The sequence below is a fragment of the Alphaproteobacteria bacterium HT1-32 genome, from assembly GCA_009649675.1.
Lineage (GTDB): Bacteria > Pseudomonadota > Alphaproteobacteria > Rhodospirillales > HT1-32 > HT1-32.
The window spans coordinates 371,391-388,867 of record WJPL01000003.1 but is presented as its reverse complement, the minus strand read 5'-3'; the positions used below and the strand labels follow the sequence as shown (position 1 = coordinate 388,867).

16 protein-coding genes are annotated in these 17,477 nt (G+C 57.6%); 11 read left to right on the top strand and 5 right to left on the bottom strand.

Annotation, left to right across the window (positions count from 1 at the left end):
• Positions 1-52: 52 nt before the first annotated feature.
• A complete protein-coding gene (locus GH722_17200) occupies positions 53-799 on the top strand; it encodes a hypothetical protein (GenBank protein MRG73510.1) in 747 nt (248 codons plus the stop codon).
• A gap of 5 nt (positions 800-804) precedes the next feature.
• Here the strand turns inward: GH722_17200 and GH722_17195 are convergent, their stop codons facing one another.
• From GH722_17195 to GH722_17185, 3 genes are read right to left on the bottom strand one after another with little or no spacing between them, the layout of a single operon-like run.
• Positions 805-1,407, bottom strand: a complete 603-nt coding sequence (locus tag GH722_17195; protein MRG73509.1) for an HD domain-containing protein — start codon at positions 1,405-1,407, stop codon at positions 805-807.
• The gene (locus GH722_17190) at positions 1,404-2,549 is read right to left on the bottom strand and encodes a gamma-butyrobetaine dioxygenase (GenBank protein ID MRG73508.1); all 1,146 of its coding nucleotides are present in this window, start codon (positions 2,547-2,549) and stop codon (positions 1,404-1,406) included. The genes GH722_17195 and GH722_17190 overlap by 4 nt, the downstream gene beginning before the upstream one ends.
• Positions 2,550-2,590: 41 nt before the next feature.
• A complete protein-coding gene (locus GH722_17185; protein MRG73507.1) occupies positions 2,591-4,081 on the bottom strand; it encodes an AMP-binding protein in 1,491 nt (496 codons plus the stop codon).
• A gap of 180 nt (positions 4,082-4,261) precedes the next feature.
• On the opposite strand from GH722_17185, the gene GH722_17180 reads away from it, so the two are divergent.
• Together GH722_17180 and GH722_17175 are read left to right on the top strand one after the other, a co-directional pair.
• Positions 4,262-5,404 (top strand): YbfB/YjiJ family MFS transporter, encoded by a 1,143-nt coding sequence (locus tag GH722_17180; protein ID MRG73506.1) that lies wholly within the window; start codon positions 4,262-4,264, stop codon positions 5,402-5,404.
• 126 nt (positions 5,405-5,530) lie between these two features.
• Positions 5,531-6,754, top strand: a complete 1,224-nt coding sequence (locus tag GH722_17175; GenBank protein ID MRG73505.1) for a TIGR03862 family flavoprotein — start codon at positions 5,531-5,533, stop codon at positions 6,752-6,754.
• 14 nt (positions 6,755-6,768) lie between these two features.
• Here GH722_17175 and GH722_17170 read toward each other — a convergent pair whose 3' ends face one another.
• Positions 6,769-7,248, bottom strand: coding sequence for an AsnC family transcriptional regulator (locus GH722_17170; GenBank protein MRG73504.1), 480 nt, complete (start codon positions 7,246-7,248; stop codon positions 6,769-6,771).
• 218 nt (positions 7,249-7,466) lie between these two features.
• Between GH722_17170 and ehuA the strand changes: the two genes are divergently transcribed.
• The 8 genes from ehuA to GH722_17130 all read left to right on the top strand — a co-directional run bounded on the left by ehuA (position 7,467) and on the right by GH722_17130 (position 16,478).
• Positions 7,467-8,243, top strand: a complete 777-nt coding sequence (gene ehuA / locus GH722_17165) for an ectoine/hydroxyectoine ABC transporter ATP-binding protein EhuA (protein MRG73503.1) — start codon at positions 7,467-7,469, stop codon at positions 8,241-8,243.
• Positions 8,244-8,334: 91 nt separating this feature from the next.
• Positions 8,335-9,144 carry an ectoine/hydroxyectoine ABC transporter substrate-binding protein EhuB gene (gene ehuB / locus GH722_17160; protein MRG73502.1) on the top strand — a complete coding sequence of 270 codons (810 nt, stop codon included), beginning with the start codon at positions 8,335-8,337 and terminating at the stop codon, positions 9,142-9,144.
• 84 nt (positions 9,145-9,228) lie between these two features.
• Complete coding sequence (ehuC, locus tag GH722_17155; GenBank protein MRG73501.1) at positions 9,229-9,897, top strand: ectoine/hydroxyectoine ABC transporter permease subunit EhuC; 669 nt, start codon at positions 9,229-9,231, stop codon at positions 9,895-9,897.
• A 3-nt stretch (positions 9,898-9,900) separates the two neighbouring features.
• Positions 9,901-10,569, top strand: a complete 669-nt coding sequence (ehuD, locus tag GH722_17150; GenBank protein ID MRG73500.1) for an ectoine/hydroxyectoine ABC transporter permease subunit EhuD — start codon at positions 9,901-9,903, stop codon at positions 10,567-10,569.
• Between the two features lie 124 nt (positions 10,570-10,693).
• A complete protein-coding gene (locus tag GH722_17145; GenBank protein MRG73499.1) occupies positions 10,694-11,746 on the top strand; it encodes a diaminopropionate ammonia-lyase in 1,053 nt (350 codons plus the stop codon).
• Positions 11,747-11,750: 4 nt separating this feature from the next.
• Entirely contained in the window at positions 11,751-14,090 is a 2,340-nt protein-coding gene (locus GH722_17140; GenBank protein ID MRG73498.1) for a molybdopterin-dependent oxidoreductase, read from the top strand.
• A gap of 34 nt (positions 14,091-14,124) precedes the next feature.
• On the top strand, positions 14,125-15,297 hold the full coding sequence (locus tag GH722_17135) for an amidohydrolase (protein ID MRG73497.1): 1,173 nt from the start codon (positions 14,125-14,127) through the stop codon (positions 15,295-15,297).
• Positions 15,298-15,308: 11 nt separating this feature from the next.
• Positions 15,309-16,478 (top strand): M24 family metallopeptidase, encoded by a 1,170-nt coding sequence (locus tag GH722_17130; GenBank protein MRG73496.1) that lies wholly within the window; start codon positions 15,309-15,311, stop codon positions 16,476-16,478.
• Between the two features lie 33 nt (positions 16,479-16,511).
• Here the strand turns inward: GH722_17130 and GH722_17125 are convergent, their stop codons facing one another.
• Positions 16,512-17,294 (bottom strand): DUF2189 domain-containing protein, encoded by a 783-nt coding sequence (locus GH722_17125; protein MRG73495.1) that lies wholly within the window; start codon positions 17,292-17,294, stop codon positions 16,512-16,514.
• Between the last annotated feature and the right edge of the window lie 183 nt (positions 17,295-17,477).

Sequence of the window (17,477 nt, the reverse complement as noted above, 5' to 3'; positions counted from 1 at the left end):
ATAGCAGAATTTATATCGGTTTAAGGTTTTGCCGGTTCTTTCGGAGCTATAAATGTCTAAATTTCTCAGCATAATTTTGCTTGGAGTGGGGGTTTTGGCCTCTGTTTCTGGTTGTGTTACGTCAGGCTTGGATACCCCGGAAGCCAGAAGGGCTTCGAATATTGTGGGAAATAAATGCGTTATCGTGCGTAGCCGAGATAACGCCCCATCTTACCGGAGGTTTGAAGAAGAAATCCAAGTCTATAGTATTCAATATGCGGAAAGCGGATGGGTTCGCTTTGATGTCGCTGCTAATGGAATTCGAGGTAATATCTACTATTACCCTGACAGAGAAGAGGTCGTTTGCGGTTCAGATAACTGGAGGAAGAGAGAAATTCCGTTTCGGCAAATTTCAGCATCTGAGTATCAACAAAAATTCAAAGGGTATTGGGGCGAATCTGGCGCTGAAACTCAGACGAGAACGACTGGAGCCGTCAATGATTCGACAAAACCGTCAGACATAGATGTCCGGTCAATAGCAGTTATCTGGGAGGGTGTTTCTGATCTGTTAGCGGGAACAGTTGAGATGAGGCGATCAGGTAGGCAGGGTACTCTGAAAGTAAGTATCCCAGATCAAAGTGCTGAATGTATCGGTAGTTATCAGATGCAGTCTGCCGGTTCCGGTATCTGGTCTGTAGCCTGCGATAATGGCTTGACTGCATCTGGGGATATTGAAGCACTTGGGGCAGGAAAAGGGGCAAAGGGAACCGGAAGGGACTCGAATATGCGTAAACTTACATTCACGGTTGGGGCAAAGTAAGAGGTTTACGGCTCTTTCATCTTGTCGCAGTGCCGGTCTACAACCCGTTGAATCATGGGCTCGAAATGTGAAAAACCGGGGGTCGTCATGTCCGGTTTCTTTCCTGCATCGTCGAGATGGCGAACCTTGATGATGTCTTTCAGGTTCGGGTTCTGCGCGAAGTTGGCGGCTTCTGTTTCACTCATTGGTCCGCCCTGCAGGCTGAGTGAGTGAACGGAGGCGTCTGACAGGCGTTTCAGATATTCAGGCCGGGTGGCACAGAGATAGCGTTTCGCGGCAACGTGATGGCGCACGCAGTCTGTCACGATTGCCGGAAAGAAAGGCGCCAGAATTCGGGCACCGGCAGCTTCATGGAACCGGTCTTCTGTGTCATCCATGGAGAAAGTGCCGAACTCGCTGGTGAAATGACCGATATCGTGGAGCAGGGCAGCGACGATGATTTCTTCCGGCTGGCCGCTGTTCTCTGCCATCGTCGCGCCCTGCAGCATGTGCTCGGCGATGGTGACCGGTTCACCAAGATATTCCTCGGCACCGCGCCGGGCAAAAATATCGGCCAGAAACGCAACGATTGTTTCAGATGTCAGACGGGTTTCATCCGGTGTTGTCACTCTGCAGCCTCCTGCTGGTTATCCCGCAGGTTCGCCAGACGGGATAACAGGCCATCCTTGTCAGCGTAGCAGCCCTGCAGCCAGCGGGTGCCGGTGCCGGAATATGCCTTGCGCGCATGCAGGACGCGGGTGTTGTCGACAATGAAACTGTCACCGGGGTTCAGGCGAAAGCTTACCTGCATCTCCGGATCATCAATGATCTCGCCGAAACGGCGACAGGCGGCATAGTAGGCCTCCATCTGGTCAAAAGGGACATCAACCACGGGAGCCGCAGAACGGTTGTTGAAGCGAATTGCCCAGAGGTCCCCTTCCGGCGTCAGTTCGATCAGTGGCCGGCGGGCACGCAGCCGGACCCCGGTTTCACCGGCATATTCGAACTGTGCGCTATGGCTGCTTAACAGATCAAACCAGACCGGGTTTTCCTGTCGCAGCCTTTCTGCTGCCCGGAAGCCGTCAACGACCATATTCTCGCCCCCCTCGGCGGAGCTTTCGAGGCAATAGAGAATTTGCAGGGTAGGGACCGGATCGCGATAGGGATTGTCCGTATGGGCCTGCAGACCAAGCCCGGTGAAAGCAAGGTTGGTCGGGTTGATTTCTGTCCGTACCTCGAAATGCCGGCCGTAATTGGTTTCCCGGACATAGCCGAACAGGTCGACGACATCGAACAGTGCCTGATCCCGGACGGGGCCGCCTGTCAGCACGCCAAAGCCATAGCGGGCAACCTGTCCGAGCCAGTCTGACAAGGCTCCTGTATCCGTCTGTACCCGGCTGAATTCGGTGCCCGGCAGTGATTGCATCAGCCCTTTGTCCCATGTCTCGACGGCAGGTGCAGACCATTCTCTCTGTGCTTGCGATGGCCGGTCATAGGCGTGCGCGATCAGCCAGCCGATATCGAAACTGACAGTTTTGTCCTCAGGCATGAACGAGACCATCAGCCGGGTGCCGGATACGGAAGCCTGCCGGATTGTCGTATCTGCGGGGATGTCGCGTAACGCAATCAGCTTCTGACCATTGCCGGGCGATCTTGTGTCACTGTCCTGTGCATTGTCGCGCAGCCAGATGGCGTGGAACCTTGTTGCAGGCTGCTCTGGCCCGGAAAGCTCGAGCAGCTGGCCCTGATTGTGCAACCTGACGGTATACATGGTTCAAATTCCGCGTCTGTTGATGGCTCAGTATCCGTCTTTCAGGCTTCCGGATCAATTGGAAGCGGGGAACTGCTGTCGGAGGTGGTCTGCTGTTTTGCGATCTGGCGGAGGGTGTCAGCCAACCGGGTGCGCTGAAGCTTTCCGGTCATTGTCCGCGGAATTTCAGTCAGCGTGACAAGGCGGGTTTTGCCAAATGCCGGTGTCACCCGTTTTTCGAGCGCCTTCAGGATGGTCATGCCGTCATCCGGGTTCTTCGGTACGACAACAACCCAGAGGGTCGGCATTTCACCATCGTCATTTACATGGATCAGACAGCCATCGCTGACCGGCCAGTTACGGATCAGTTGTTCTTCAAAATCCCGGGCATCATATTTCCGTCCCTGAATGTTCAGCAGGTCATCTTCACGCCCGGTGATGCGAACAACCCGGTGAGCGAGCGTCAGCCCGATATCACCGGGATAGAACCAGCCATCGCGGAATTGCAGGGCGGTTCTTTCGGGGTCGTTCAGGTAACTGCTGACAGCACCACCGGTCCGGATGCGGATGCGGCCGGGCTGACCGGCAACCGGGTTGTCATGCTCATCAACCACCTCAATCTCGACACCGGGGAGAACGGCAGCCTGTCCGTCAGGCGAGACGCGGGCTGCCGCACCGGTTTCATTCGTGCCGTAACTTTCAATGATTTCTGCGCCGAAACGGTCTGCAGCACGATGACGGAGCGAAGCGGAGAGCGAGCCGCCCAGGACAAATATCCGGCGACCGGGCTGCGGACGGTAGGTCTCGTCCAGACTGTTGAGCATCAGAATCAGTGTACGCGGCAGCAGCAGAATATCCGTGGCCTGCTGCATTATGAGTGCTTCATCAAGCCGGATTTTCCGGTCAAACAGGCATGTTGCCCCGGCACGCAGACAGGCGGTGCCATGCAGATGATACGCCTGAACGGGGAAACCAAAGGCCATCAGATAACGGGTGCGGGGAGTGAAGCCGAGATGCGCCTGTGCCTGTGTCAGCCGGGTTTCAAATGCTCCGCGGGACTGGACCATGGTTTTCGGATCCCCGGTCGTGCCCGAACTTCTGACGATACGGAACGCTGCATCATGGTCGGTGTCGTGCTGCCGGATGGGGATTTCAGGTTCTGTCTGCCGGAACATCTCCAGATGGCCGATATCGATCATCTGTGGTTTTTCCAGACTGTGTGGCATGTTCGCAGACAGGCAGATGACCCTGTCCATCTGGTCGAGGGTTTTTCCGACCAGGGAGACCTCATCCGGCGCAAAAGAAAAACTGGCAGCACCCAGCGCCTCAATCGCCAGCAGGATCAGCCAGTGCAGATAGAAATTCGACATTTCAACGGCAACATGCTCCCCCGGACGAATATCTTTCTGGCGCAGCATGCCAACCATTCTGCCGGTATCTTCATGAAACCGGGCATAGGAGATCGCCTGACCGTTGAAGTGCAGGGCAACATGCTCCGGCTGCCGTGCTGCCTGAAAGCAGAGATAATCGATGGTCGAAGGCGATGATGGCATGCTGTTATCCAGAAGATACGTTTTAGCGTGACATCATGGTGTCCGGTGACAGCTGATGCTTCGGACTGATCTCGGGTCAGGATGAAAATAGCATACAAATTCGGTTTCCGCGAAAGCTGTATGTACCTAGTCTTGCTGTTCAGTTCTGCTTTTTAATTTACCGGATCGGACCCGCTTCCCATGTCTGTCAGCCTGCGTCTCACACTCGCCGGGTTTGCTGCACTGGCGCTGGCCATGGGGATCGGGCGGTTTGCCTATACGCCGCTGCTGCCGCTGATGCTGGAAGACGGGTTGCTGTCGCTGGCAGATGGCGGGCTGATCGCTTCGGTACATTTTCTGGGTTACCTGATGGGGGCGCTGATCGCCGCCAGGCTGCCGGTTTCTCCGCAGAACATGATGCGGTTCTCGCTGTTCGGGATTGGCGTTACGACGCTGGGGATGGGGCTGATTGAGAATGTCATCATCTGGTCGGCCTTGCGCTGGATTGCGGGCGCCTGCAGCGCATGGATACTGGTTCTGGTGAGTAACTTCGTTATCCGGACGCTTGCAGACGCAGGTCATCCCGGACGTTCAGGTGCGGTGTTTTCCGGCGTTGGGGGCGGTATTCTGCTGATCGGGCTGGTTTGTCTGCTGTTCATGACCACCGGATCTGGCAGTGCCGCAGGCTGGGTCTGGGTTGGCGCAGGCTCGCTGGTGACTGCTTTTGTGCTATGCCTCACCTTCGGGACAGAGCTTCCCGCAGAGCGCCCGGCGCGTCGTCAGGCGGGGGGAGAGCAGCGCGGGTTTATCTGGCCGATGATTATCAGCTATGGGACGGCCGGTTTCGGTTATTCAATCCCGGCAACCTATCTGCCGGTCATGGCAAGTGACATCATCAGCGACCCCCTGGTTTTTGGCTGGAGCTGGCCGCTGTTTGGCGCGGCTGCTTTTCTCTCGACGTTTTTTGCCGGCTGGCTGAGGCGACGGTTCTCCAGTCTGCAAATCTGGACAGCCAGCCAGTTCATTATGGGGACCGGTGTCCTGATCCCGGTCGTCTGGCCGACAATCACAGGTATTGCGCTTTCCGGACTGATGGTTGGCGGCACCTTCATGATTATCACCATGGCCGGGATGCAGGAGGCGCATCGTGTGGCACCGGCCGGTGATGTCATGCGTCATATCGCGGCACTGGTCAGTGCCTTTGCGACAGGGCAGATGCTGGGGCCTGTGCTGGCCAGCAGCATTCATACGGTCACCGGAAATTTCGATGCTGTCCTGTTGCTGACGACAGCTTCTCTCATTGCAACAACGCTGACTCTGATGACCGCCCGGTCGTTGCGTTAACCGGTACAGGCTGCATACCGGGTGATGTTTACGGCAGTTCCGGCTTGCCTTTCACGACCGTCCTCCCTCCCATGGCCCCGGATTCGGACGGGTGGGTCCGTATGATATTTCAGGTCAGGAGAGCAGGTGAGCAAGCAAGCGGTGATTATTGGAGGAGGACCTGCGGGGCTAATGGCTGCAGAGGTGCTGCTGGCACGTGGTGTTACGGTCGATCTTTATGATGCAATGCCGTCGCTGGGGCGGAAATTCCTGATGGCAGGTAAAAGCGGGCTCAATCTGACCCACAGCGAGCCGGTGGAGGCCCTGTTGTCCCGCTTCGGGGACCGGCAGCCGGATCTGGAACCTGCCCTGCGGCAGTTTGACAACACGGCCCTGCGGGCCTGGGCGCTGGACCTCGGTGTGGAGACCATCACGGGATCATCGGGGCGTGTTTTTCCGGCAGGGTTCAAGGCGGCCCCCTTGCTGCGCGCCTGGATATCCCGGCTCAGGAAAGCGGGGCTTCGCACATATACCCGCCATCGCTGGCTGGGATGGACGGAGGAAGGGAAGCTGCGTTTTGACACGCCGGCGGGTGAGGTCAGTATCACTGCGGCCGCCACAATTCTGGCGCTGGGCGGGGCAAGCTGGCCGAAACTCGGCAGCGATGGCGCCTGGGCTCCGTGGCTGGCCGACAAAGGCGCGAAGGTTTCTCCTTTGCGACCTGCAAATTGCGGTTTTGATGTGGAATGGAGTGACCATTTCCGTGACCGCTTTGCCGGGGCACCCGTGAAGTCGGTGACTCTTTCTGCCGGTGGGGAGACACGGGCCGGAGAGTTCGTTGTCACCCGGACCGGTATTGAAGGCAGTGGCGTCTATGCGGTGTCTTCCCTGTTGCGTGACGAGATTGAAGCAACCGGCAAGGCCGCCCTCACGCTGGATCTGACGCCGGGGCGGACTGAAGAACGGCTGGTCCGCGATCTTGGTCGCGACCGGGGGCGGAATTCTTTTGCCAATCATCTGCGAAAGACAACCGGGCTGACCGGGGTAAAGGCTGGTTTGCTGCGTGAGTTCACGTCACCTAATGTTTTCAGTGATATCCCGGTGCTGGCAGCAGCAATCAAGAAACTCGTCATCCCGGTCGACAGAACCCGTCCGATAGCTGAGGCAATCAGCAGCGCAGGGGGGCTGTGTTTCGAAGCACTCGACGGCCACAGCCATATTCGTGCGATCCCCGGCGTTTTTGCGACGGGTGAGATGCTGGACTGGGAAGCTCCGACCGGTGGTTATCTGCTGACAGCCTGTATGGCGCATGGCCGTGTTGCGGGTGAAGAGGCCGCTGCATATCTGGAAGCCGGCAACAGAACCGTATAGCGGTGGGCGTCTGCTCAGTTCGTTTCTGAATTGCCGAGGGGAACTGTCATGCCGGTTTTGGTCCGGTTCATGACAACCGATGTCCGGAACCGTTTAACGTTGGTGTCGTCGAAAAACAGCCGGTGGGTCAGTTCTTCGAAGTCGGCCATATTACGGGCCAGCGCGATCAGGGCAAAATCGGCTTCACCGGTTATATAATAACATTGCTGAACCTGTGGTTCGGCTTTCGTCTTCCGGCGAAACGCATCGAGCTGATCCAGCCGTTCGCGCTCCATTTCGACCATAATCAGGAAGGTCATTGCGTAGCCGACGGATTCGGGTGCCACCAGTGCGGTATCCCGTTCAATGATGCCTTTTGACTTCAGATATTTAATCCGCCTCTGAACAGTGGCGACGGATAAACCTGTCTCGAACGCAATGGTTTCAAGCTTCTCACGGGCATTTTCCTGCAACAGCCGGAGGATGCCGATATCAGATTCTGAAAGCGTGTTCATGCGGCTCGTTCTGTCCCCGTGAAAATGACCTGATCCCATCAGAGAAAGCATAGCTAGCAGCATAAATTGCGCTGATCAGGTCATTTTATCATCCAGATTAGCATTTTTTCTCTCATATTGCGACGGGGTGAGCATTTCTATCTCTTCGGTCCGCTAAGGTTTTTACACGACATGGGGGCATGGTCGTGTGATGAAACAGGGGCTGAGAATCTTCTCAAATGGGAAAAATCATAGAATTTCAGGACGTATCCAAGTCCTTTGGCGATCTGCGCGTGCTGCGAAATCTCGATATGCATGTGAACAGCGGCGAGAAGCTCGCTTTGATCGGCCCCAGCGGGTCGGGCAAGACGACTATCCTGCGAATCCTCATGACGCTGGAGACCATCGATAGCGGTCACGTGATCGTCGATAACGATTATCTGTGGCATCAGAAGGTTGAAGGCAATCTGGTGCCGGCGAGTGAAAAGCATCTGCACAAGATGCGTGAAACCGTCGGTATGGTCTTTCAGCAGTTCAATCTGTTTCCGCATCTCACTGCGATGGCGAACATTGTTCAGCCGCAGGTTCTCGTGAAAGGCAAGGACAAGGCCGATGCCAAGGTAAAGGCACAGGAACTGCTGGCGCTGGTCGGTCTGGAAGACAAGCAGGGGCATTATCCGCATCAGTTATCGGGAGGTCAGCAACAGCGCGTTGCGATTGCCCGTGCCCTGGCGCTTGAGCCGAAGATCATGCTGTTCGACGAAGTGACGTCGGCGCTTGATCCGGAACTGGTCGAAGAGGTGCTGTCGGTTCTCAGGCTGCTCGCCGAGAGCACGGACACCACCATGCTGACCGTTACCCATGAAATGAACTTCGCCCGTGATTTTGCGGACCGGGTTCTGTTCTTCGAGAACGGTCAGATTGTCGAGGCGGGTCCGCCCGACAAAATTTTCACGGCGCCCGATGAGCCGAGAACAAAAGACTTCCTGAAAAAATTCATCGGGGACATTGGCTAAACAGGGAAGACGTCTGTCAATTCAATGCATAACAAAGAAGGGAAATGTAATGCAAAGAGGTAAAACAGGGGATTGCATCCGATGGCTCACAATGGGCGCGGTTGCTTTGACGATCACCACGGGCGTGGCATCAGCCGGTACGCTGGATGATCTTCGTAAACAGGGCTATGCCACTGTGGCTGTCGCCAACGAGCCGCCATACAGCGACATCAAGGGAGACGGATATGTTACCGGCGCGGCCCCTGATGTGGCCCGTGCGGTCATGAAAAAGCTCGGTGTTCCGGAACTGAAAGCCAAGGTTGTCGCCTATGGCTCGATGATTCCGGCCCTGATGGCCCGGCGTGTCGATATGGCAACATCCGGCCTGTACATCAAACCGAAGCGTTGTGAATCGATCATCTACTCCCAGCCGGATCTTTGTGGCGCGGAAGCTTTTGCCGTTGCCAAGGGTAATCCCCACAACATCATGACTTACGAAGATATCGGCAAAAACCCCGATGTGACGATGACAACCTGTGCAGGTTGCGCCGAAGAAGCCTATGCGCTGGAGCGGGGCGTCTCGAAAGACCAGATCAAGGTTTTCAGTGACCCGCCAAGCGGGATCAAGATGTTGCAGCAGGGCCGGGTTGATGTATTTGCCCTGTCCGGTCTGGGGACACAGGATCTGCTGAAGAAAACCAATGATCCCAATCTGGAGCTGATCATGCCGGTAAAGGGCGTGCCAATGGGTTGCGCTGGTGCGGCGTTCAATCCTAACGACAAGGAATTCCGTGATGCCTATGACATGGCTCTGAAAGAGCTGAAAGAAAGCGGGGAATTCGCAAGCATCATCGAGCCGTATGGCTTCTCCACCGAAGCAACGCTGGCGGTGGAACGGGATGATTTCTGCCCAGGTAACTGAGCTGGAATACAGACTCCCGAACAACAAATGCCTGGTTAACAAAGCTGCCCCCGGTATCGGGGGCAGCACTCCAGAGGTGCTGGCATGGATCAGATACTTGAATATTCCCCGATCCTGATTGAGGGGACGCTGACGACGATTGAACTGACCGTCCTGAGCGCGATTGTTGCCCTGACGATTTCTTTCGTTGTCGGTCTGTCGCGGTTCTCAAGATACAGACTGGTTCGTGCTTCTGCGATTATCTATCTGGAATTTTTCCGCGGCACGTCGGCCATCGTGCAGCTTTTCTTCATGTATTATGTCCTGCCGCTGATGGGGGTGCATTTCTCACCTCTGATGGCCGGTGTTATTGCCTGTGGCTTCAACCTCGGCAGTTATGGTTCTGAAGTGGTCCGGGGGGCAATTCAGTCCGTTGCCCGCGGGCAGCATGAAGCGGCCACAGCACTGAATTACACAACCTATCAGCTTTACCGGTATGTCCTGATTCCGCAGGCGATCCCGGTGATGATTCCGACCTTTGGTAATCTGCTGATCGAACTTCTCAAACTTACCGCCGTCGCATCCCTGATCACGATCTCAGATCTGACATTCATGGCGCAGATCATCCGGGTGCAGACCGCCATGACCCTGGAACCATTCCTGATAATCCTGGTGATCTACTTCATTATTGCATCCGGTCTGGTCCGCTTTACCAATTTCGTCGGGGCAAAATTCTCCTTCGGCAAAGATACCGCTAAATCAGGAGGAAACTGAGCCATGGACTGGAGCTGGAAGGTTGTTCTTGATGTTCTGCCGTCAATGGCAGAAGGGCTGGTTGTTACGGTTCAGGCGACGATTGTCGGTGCCTTGCTGGCCTATGTTCTGGGGCTGGCGCTGGCTTTGCTGAAGATGTCCCGTTTCCGGATCGTTTCTTTCACATTTTACTGGATCTCAGAATTCATACGCCGGACGCCGCTGCTGGTGCAGCTTTACTTCCTGTTCTTCGTCCTGCCGGACTTTGGTATGTTCATGTCGCCGTTCATGGCCGGGGTTGTTGGTCTGGGCCTGCATTTCAGTACCTATACATCCGAGGTCTACAGGGCCGGCATTGAAAACGTGCCCAAAGGACAGTGGGAAGCGACAAGAGCGCTGAACTACAGCACCTATCAGACCATGCGATATGCCATTCTTCCGCAGGCTATTCCGCCAATGATTCCGCCGCTGGCGAATTATCTGATTACCATGTTCAAGGAAACGCCGTTGCTTTCCGCGATCACTGTGGTGGAATTGTTCAACGCAGCTAATATCTATAGCAACAGCCATTACAAATATCTGGAGCCGATGACGCTGGTTGGCGTCTTCTTCATTCTGGTCAGCATCCCGTCCGCTTATCTGGCGATGAAGCTGGAGAAACACTTCCAGCCTAAAAGCCTTAGATCCGGCTGATTTCTTATCTTTCGATGAAATGAGGGAAGCCGGTCAGTAAGCGGGTTCTCACGGCAAATTTTATCTTCTCCATGCCATCAGTGACACCATACTTGTCTCTGGGGCGCATAAAATAAGCGGTATTATGTCAAATAAAACACGCCTTAAGCCGAATTCTCCTGCACGCCGGTTTCGTTCTGATGCCAGCCGTCCGCTTGCCATGCTGAAACAATGCCCGGTCTATCAGCCAACACCCTGTATGACGGTTGCGGGTCTTGCCGCAGATTGCGGCGTTGCAGAGTTGTACGTCAAAGACGAGTCCAGGCGCATGCGTCTCGGCAGCTTCAAGGCGCTGGGTGGTGCATTTGCTGTGGCTCAGATGATTTCAGATGCGACGGGCGAGACAGACCTGATGTCGGACTCTGCACGGCAGAAGGCGTCTGAAATGACCTTCATTACAGCCAGTGCGGGCAATCATGGGCTGTCCGTGGCAGCTGGTGCCCGTGTGTTTGGCGCGCGGGCAGTGGTCGTGCTGGCCCCGACGGTGCCCGAGGGCTTTGCTGACCGCATCCGGTCCCTGAATGCCGAGGTGGTGCGCACGAAGGGGACCTATGAAGACAGTGTCGCCTATGCCCGCAAGGCGGCAGACGAGAATGACTGGCTGCATCTCGCGGATGGCTCCTGGGACGGTTATACGGAGCGTCCCGCACTGGTGATGGAAGGCTATACCGTCCTCGCAGACGAATGCCGCCAGATGTTTGCAGAACAGGGCCGCTGGCCGACACATGTTTTTCTGCAGGCCGGGGTCGGGGGATTTGCGGCTGCAATCGCGGCAAATATCCGTGACTTCTGGGATGAGCAGCCGGTGATCATTGTTGTTGAACCGGATGCGGCCCCCTGTATCCGGGCCAGCGTTGAGGCAGACCGGCTGACACGGGCCGACGGGCCGGTCTCGAACATGGGGCGGCTGGATTGCAAGGATGCCTCACTGATCGCGTTTGAGTCCCTGCGCCATGATGCTGATATTTTCATGACCGTTACCGAAGATGAGGCAACGGCTGCCGTCGCCCGTTACCGGCGGCACGGTATTCTGACGACAGAAAGCGGCGGGGCGCCACTGGCAGCGGTCAGCCATGCGGGATTACCTGCTGACAGCCGGTGCCTGCTGATGGTGACCGAAGGGCCGGAAGAGGGGTAGGCATTTGTCCGAACCCCTGACAGCAGCGCATTGGGGGACTTACCGGGTCGTCCGGTCAGCCGGTCAGCCGGTGGCGCTGGAAGGTTTCCCCGATGATCCGTCGCCGTCATCGATTGGTGAGGCAATTGTCGACACCCTGTCCGGGCCGATGCGGATCGACAAGCCGATGGTACGCCGGGGCTTCCTCGAAAACAGCACCGACCACCGGAGATTGCGGGGGCGGGACAGCTTCGTTGCCATGGAATGGGATGAGGCTCTCGATCTTGCTGCCGGTGAACTGAACCGGGTCCGGGGCCAGTTCGGCAATCAGGCGATCTATGCCGGTTCCTATGGCTGGGCCAGCGCGGGGCGGTTCCATCATGCGCAAAGCCAGCTCCGCCGTTTCATGAACCTGTTCGGCGGCTATACGTCAGCCAGAAACACCTACAGCCATGCCGCTGCCGAGGTTATCCTGCCTTATGTGGCGGGGTCACTGAACAGCCTGTTTGTTGAACATACGTCCTGGCGGTCGATTGCTGCTGCCGGCGGGCTGGTCGTGGCTTTCGGCGGCTTTGCCTCCCGCAATGCACAGGTGAATTCCGGTGGTGTCGGCCAGCACAGCCAGCCGCAGGATATCGAGGCTGCGCGCAGGGCCGGTGTCTCCTTCGTCAATATCAGCCCGGACCGGTCTGATATTCCGGAAAACCTGAAGGCAGACTGGCTGCCCGTTCGCCCGAATACGGATGTCGCGCTGATGCTGGCGCTGGCTCATGTTTTGGTGTCAGAAGGCCTGTATGACCGGGAGTTTGTTGAAGGCTACTGCATCGGGTTCGAAAAATTCCTGCCTTACCTCACAGGGCAATCGGATGGTCAGCCGAAGGATGCAGCCTGGGCGGCAGAGATCACCGGACTGCCCGCTGCGGATATTATTGCACTGGCCCGCAGGATGTCGGCAACACCGACGCTGGTGAATGCAAGCTGGTCACTGACCCGGCAGCAAAATGGTGAGCAGGCTTACTGGATGCTGATTGTGCTGGCTGCCCTGCTGGGTGGCATTGGCAAGCCGGGGCAGGGGTTTGGCCTCGGCCTTGGTGCGGTAAACGGGCTGGGCAGTCATCGGGGCAAGGCGCCCTGGGCGGCTTTCCCGACGGGCCGCAACCCGGTCGACAGCCATATCCCCGTGGCGCGTATTGCTGACATGCTGCTGCATCCGGGCCAGCTCTATAAATATGACGGTCAGGAACGGCGCTATCCGGATGTCCGGCTGGTCTACTGGGTTGGCGGTAATCCGTTTCATCATCATCAGGACCTGAGCCGCCTGCGCCGTGCCTGGCAGAACATCGGGACGGTGATCGTGCATGAGCCGCACTGGACGCCGGTGGCCCGTCATGCAGATATTATTTTCCCGGCGACGGTTGCGATGGAGCGCAATGATCTGGGGGCCTCATCACGGGATGATTATCTCACGGCGATGAGCAAATCTGCGGAGCCTTTCGGTCAGGCGCGCAATGACCATGATATTTTTGCCGGGCTCGCCCGACGGCTGAGCAGATCGCCCGACGCACCGGTGAATTTTGAGGCGGCCTTCACCAATGGCTGGACGGAAGACCAGTGGCTGCGGGACATGTACCAGCGCACCCGGACCGCCTCGGCGAAATCCGACATTGACCTGCCGGACTATGAGACATTCAGGGAGGCTGGTTTCTTCCGGGTTTCCCCGCCGGAGCAGCCGCGTGTCATGCTGCAAGCCTTTCGTGAAAATCCGGATGCCTGTCCGCTTGAAACGCCGACCGGAAGGATCGAGATCTTCAGTGAAACAATTGCCGGCTTTGGTCTGGAGGGCATTCCGGGCCATCCGGTCTGGCGTGAGCCTGCGGAATGGCTGGGGTCCGTACTGGCGAAACCGGCTTCACTGCATCTGATCACCCATCAGCCCGCCCGGCGGCTGCACAGCCAGCTTGATCATAGTGCCTACAGCCGTGCCGGTAAGATGAAGATGCGGGAGCCCTGTCGCCTGAATCCGGAAGATGCGGCCGCCCGTGGCATATCAGGGGGTGATCTTGTCCGCCTGCATAACGAACGTGGCGCGACCGTCAGCGTGGCCATTCCCGATCCCGGCGTGCGGCAGGGGGTTGTCATGCTTGCGACAGGCGCGTGGTATGACCCGGATCTGGAAGGTGACGAGACTTGCTGCAAACACGGGAATCCGAATACGCTGACCCGCGATCAGGGAACTTCCGAACTGGCGCAGGGGCCGGGCGCGATGACCTGTCTGGTCGATATAGAGCGTCTGTCCGGCCCGGCACCTGAAGTGACGGCCTTTGTTCCTCCTGTCATCCTCCGTGGAGATAAGGGCCAGCCATGATGATCCTTCCTGTCTTCTTTTTCCGAGAACACCCATGAACAGTTTCCCCGAGATTTCACAGGACGTTACCGATCAGATCATTTCCTGGCGGCATGACCTGCACAGGCATCCCGAACTGGGGTTTGAGGAAAAGCGGACCTCGGCAGAGGTGGCCAGATTGCTGCGTGAATTCGGGCTGGAGGTCCATGAAAAGGTCGGGACGACAGGTGTTGTCGGCGTCCTGAAAGCCGGTGACGGTGACAGGGCGATTGGCCTGCGGGCAGATATGGATGCGCTGTCGATCACCGAACTGAACAGCTTTGACCATGCATCCCGACATCCGGGCCGGATGCATGCCTGCGGCCATGATGGTCATACGGCGATGCTGCTGGGGGCGGCGAAGCTTCTGGCGAACAGCCGGGATTTCAATGGCACGGTGGTTTTCATCTTTCAGCCGGCAGAGGAACATGGCCGCGGTGCACTGGCGATGATGGAAGACGGCCTGTTCGAGCGTTTCCCGGTCGAGGCGGTCTATGGCATTCATAACATGCCGTCGCTGCCCACAGGGCAGATTGCCTTGCGCCGGGGACCGATCATGGCCTGTGAGGATAATTTCGAGATCGGGGTGTTGGGCAAGGGCGGACATGCGGCGATGCCCCATCTCAGCATCGATCCCATTCTGGTGGCTTCCGAAATTGTCGTGGCCCTGCAGAGCATTGTCTCCCGCAGCCTCAATCCGCTGGAGAACGGGGTCATCTCGGTGACGGACTTTGCCGTTGAGGCGACGCGGAATGTCATCCCGGAACGGGTGACCCTGCGTGGTGATACACGCTCGTTCCTGCCGGCTGTACAGGATCAGATCGAGGCCTCGATGGCGCGCATCAGCGAGGGGATTTCTGCCGCCTATGGCGCGACGGCGTCGTTCTCGTACTCGCGGGAATTTGCCTCGACCATCAATACGGCCAGAGAGGCGGACATCGTGGCTGCGGTCGCCCGCGAAGTGGTGGGTGAAGACAATGTTCAGCCGGATTGTCTGCCGCTGATGGCATCAGAGGATTTCGGTTTCATGCTGCAACGCAAGCCGGGATGCTATCTGTTCCTTGGCAATGGCGGGGACGGGCCGGGGGGCTGCGGTCTCCACAGCCCGCACTACGATTTCAACGACGACATTCTGCAGACCGGTGTCGCCTTCTGGCTGCGTCTTGTTCGCTCGCAACTGTCACGATAGGAAACCGGCAAATGGCAAAGATCCCGCCGCGAGGGTTTGATGTCTGTGAATTCGAGAATCGCCTGCTGCGGGCACAACGGCAGATGCAGGCAGACGGCATTGATGCGCTGTTACTGACGACAGAGCCGGAGGTCCGCTATTTCAGCGGCTTCTTCACCCAGTTCTGGGAGAGTCCGACCCGGCCCTGGTTTCTGGTCGTGCCGCTGGCGGGCAAGCCGATTGCCGTGATCCCTGAAATCGGGCTGGCCGGGATGGCATCAACCTGGATCGGGGATATCCGGACATGGCCCGCGCCAAGACCGGCGGATGACGGTATTTCACTGCTCTGCTCGGTTTTCGCCGAACTGCCGGGACGTTTTGGCCGTCTGGGGGTTCCGATGGGGCATGAAAGTCATCTGCGGATGCCCGCTGGTGACTTTGAGCGGCTGAAACAGGAACTCACGGGTTTTGAGATTGCCGATGTCTCCCTGCTGATTCACCGTCTTCGCTATGTGAAGTCAGCGGCAGAGATCGAAAAGATCGCCCATATCTGCGAACTGACCTCCGATGCCTTCGATGACTGGCCGTCGTCGGTCAGCATGGGCGAGACCGAGCGGGAAATCTGCCGCCGCTTCCGGATCGACCTGCTGCAACGGGGCGCAGACAGCTCACCCTACATCATCTCAGGCTCTGGCCCCGGTGGTTATGACAGCATCATCATGGGGCCGACCGACCGGGTGCAGACAGCGGGCGATGTGCTGATAATCGATACCGGCACCACCTTTGACGGCTATTTCTGCGATTTCGACCGCAATATCGCCTTCGGACATGCAGACGACGCGGTCCGTCGCGCCTATGACGTGGTCTATGCTGCCACCGACGCCGGGTTTGCGGCGGCCCGACCGGGGGCCACCACCAGCGATGTCTGGGCCGCCATGTGGGGCGTGCTGGAAGCGGGCGGTGCGCTCGGCAACAGCGTTGGCCGCATGGGGCATGGTCTCGGCATGCAACTCACCGAATGGCCGTCAAATACTCCGGAGGATGGCACCGTGCTGGAACCGGGTGTCGTGCTGACCCTCGAACCCGGTATGGAATTCGCGCCGGGCAAACAGATGGTGCATGAGGAAAACATCGTCATCACCGAAGACGGCGCCGAATGGCTGAGCCGCCGCGCACCGGCAGAATTGCCCGTGGTGGGGTGAGGGGGCACGGTCCCGGAGGTCAGGTCACAGATCTCACGGGGTTTCCTTCTCCGGCTCAATCATCGACCGGTAGGCATGCCAGGACGCATGGCCCAGAAGCGGCATGGTCAGGATCAACCCGACAAAGGCCGTGGCCAGTCCGGCAGCCGTCGCGACAACAATGATGGCGGCCCACAGTGCCATTGCCCGGCTGTTACGCGATACCGCCAGTATGGACAGGAAAATCGCAGGCAGCAGGTCAGCCTTCTCCCCCAGCAGCATCGGCAGTGATACAACGGTCAGCAGAAAGGCTGTCACCGCAAAGGCCGCACCGATAACCGTTCCGACCGCGAAAAAAGATGCCCCGTCAGCGGAAAAGAAGGTCTGGTTCATGATCCCCTGCAGGGACAGCATCTGATAGGGAAAATTGATCGCATAGATCAGCGAGGCCGACCGCAGCCACAGGATCATGAAAAAGCAGAGCGTCAGCCCGGCCCCGAAGATACGGCTGGGGTTGCGCCGCCAGGCCATGACCATGTCCATCACCGTCACGGCCTCGCCCCGTTCCAGACGCCGGCTGGCCTCGTAAAACCCGACAGCAAAAGCGGGGGCCAGAATGAAGAACCCGGCCAGCGCCGGCCAGATCAGATAATGCCAGCCCGCCAGATACAGCCCGGCGGTCGAGACATATCCGAACAGTACAAAGGGAAGGCTGTAGAGCAGGCTCCGCATCCGGTTTGCCCGCAAATCATTCCACCCCGCCACCAGCCACCGCCACGGCTCTGCCGTAGAGATCAGCCTGACGCGGCTTCCTATCGGAATATATGTCTCAGTCATCAGCGATTATTTCCCTCCCGGCGTGTTTTTAGGGGACTCTGCCCGTCGCGAGGCAGGGCGGCATTGTTTTGGATCAATGGGGGGAAGTAGGATTGTGTTTCTGTTGATCGTCTAATTAAGGTTCCGTGAGTGTACCTTGCCGTTGGTGGATTGATGTTAGAGCGCGGTCTGCGGTCATACCAA

Bases quoted from the DNA above. Each gene is read 5' to 3' on its own strand.
- GH722_17200 (MRG73510.1), top strand. From the start codon at position 53: ATGTCTAAATTTCTCAGCATAATTTTGCTTGGAGTGGGGGTTTTGGCC.
- GH722_17190 (MRG73508.1), bottom strand. From the start codon at position 2,549: ATGTATACCGTCAGGTTGCACAATCAGGGCCAGCTGCTCGAGCTTTCC.
- GH722_17185 (MRG73507.1), bottom strand. From the start codon at position 4,081: ATGCCATCATCGCCTTCGACCATCGATTATCTCTGCTTTCAGGCAGCA.
- GH722_17180 (MRG73506.1), top strand. From the start codon at position 4,262: ATGTCTGTCAGCCTGCGTCTCACACTCGCCGGGTTTGCTGCACTGGCG.
- GH722_17170 (MRG73504.1), bottom strand. From the start codon at position 7,248: ATGAACACGCTTTCAGAATCTGATATCGGCATCCTCCGGCTGTTGCAG.
- ehuA (MRG73503.1), top strand. From the start codon at position 7,467: ATGGGAAAAATCATAGAATTTCAGGACGTATCCAAGTCCTTTGGCGAT.
- ehuB (MRG73502.1), top strand. From the start codon at position 8,335: ATGGGCGCGGTTGCTTTGACGATCACCACGGGCGTGGCATCAGCCGGT.
- ehuC (MRG73501.1), top strand. From the start codon at position 9,229: ATGGATCAGATACTTGAATATTCCCCGATCCTGATTGAGGGGACGCTG.
- ehuD (MRG73500.1), top strand. From the start codon at position 9,901: ATGGACTGGAGCTGGAAGGTTGTTCTTGATGTTCTGCCGTCAATGGCA.
- GH722_17145 (MRG73499.1), top strand. From the start codon at position 10,694: ATGTCAAATAAAACACGCCTTAAGCCGAATTCTCCTGCACGCCGGTTT.
- GH722_17135 (MRG73497.1), top strand. From the start codon at position 14,125: ATGAACAGTTTCCCCGAGATTTCACAGGACGTTACCGATCAGATCATT.
- GH722_17130 (MRG73496.1), top strand. From the start codon at position 15,309: ATGGCAAAGATCCCGCCGCGAGGGTTTGATGTCTGTGAATTCGAGAAT.
- GH722_17125 (MRG73495.1), bottom strand. From the start codon at position 17,294: ATGACTGAGACATATATTCCGATAGGAAGCCGCGTCAGGCTGATCTCT.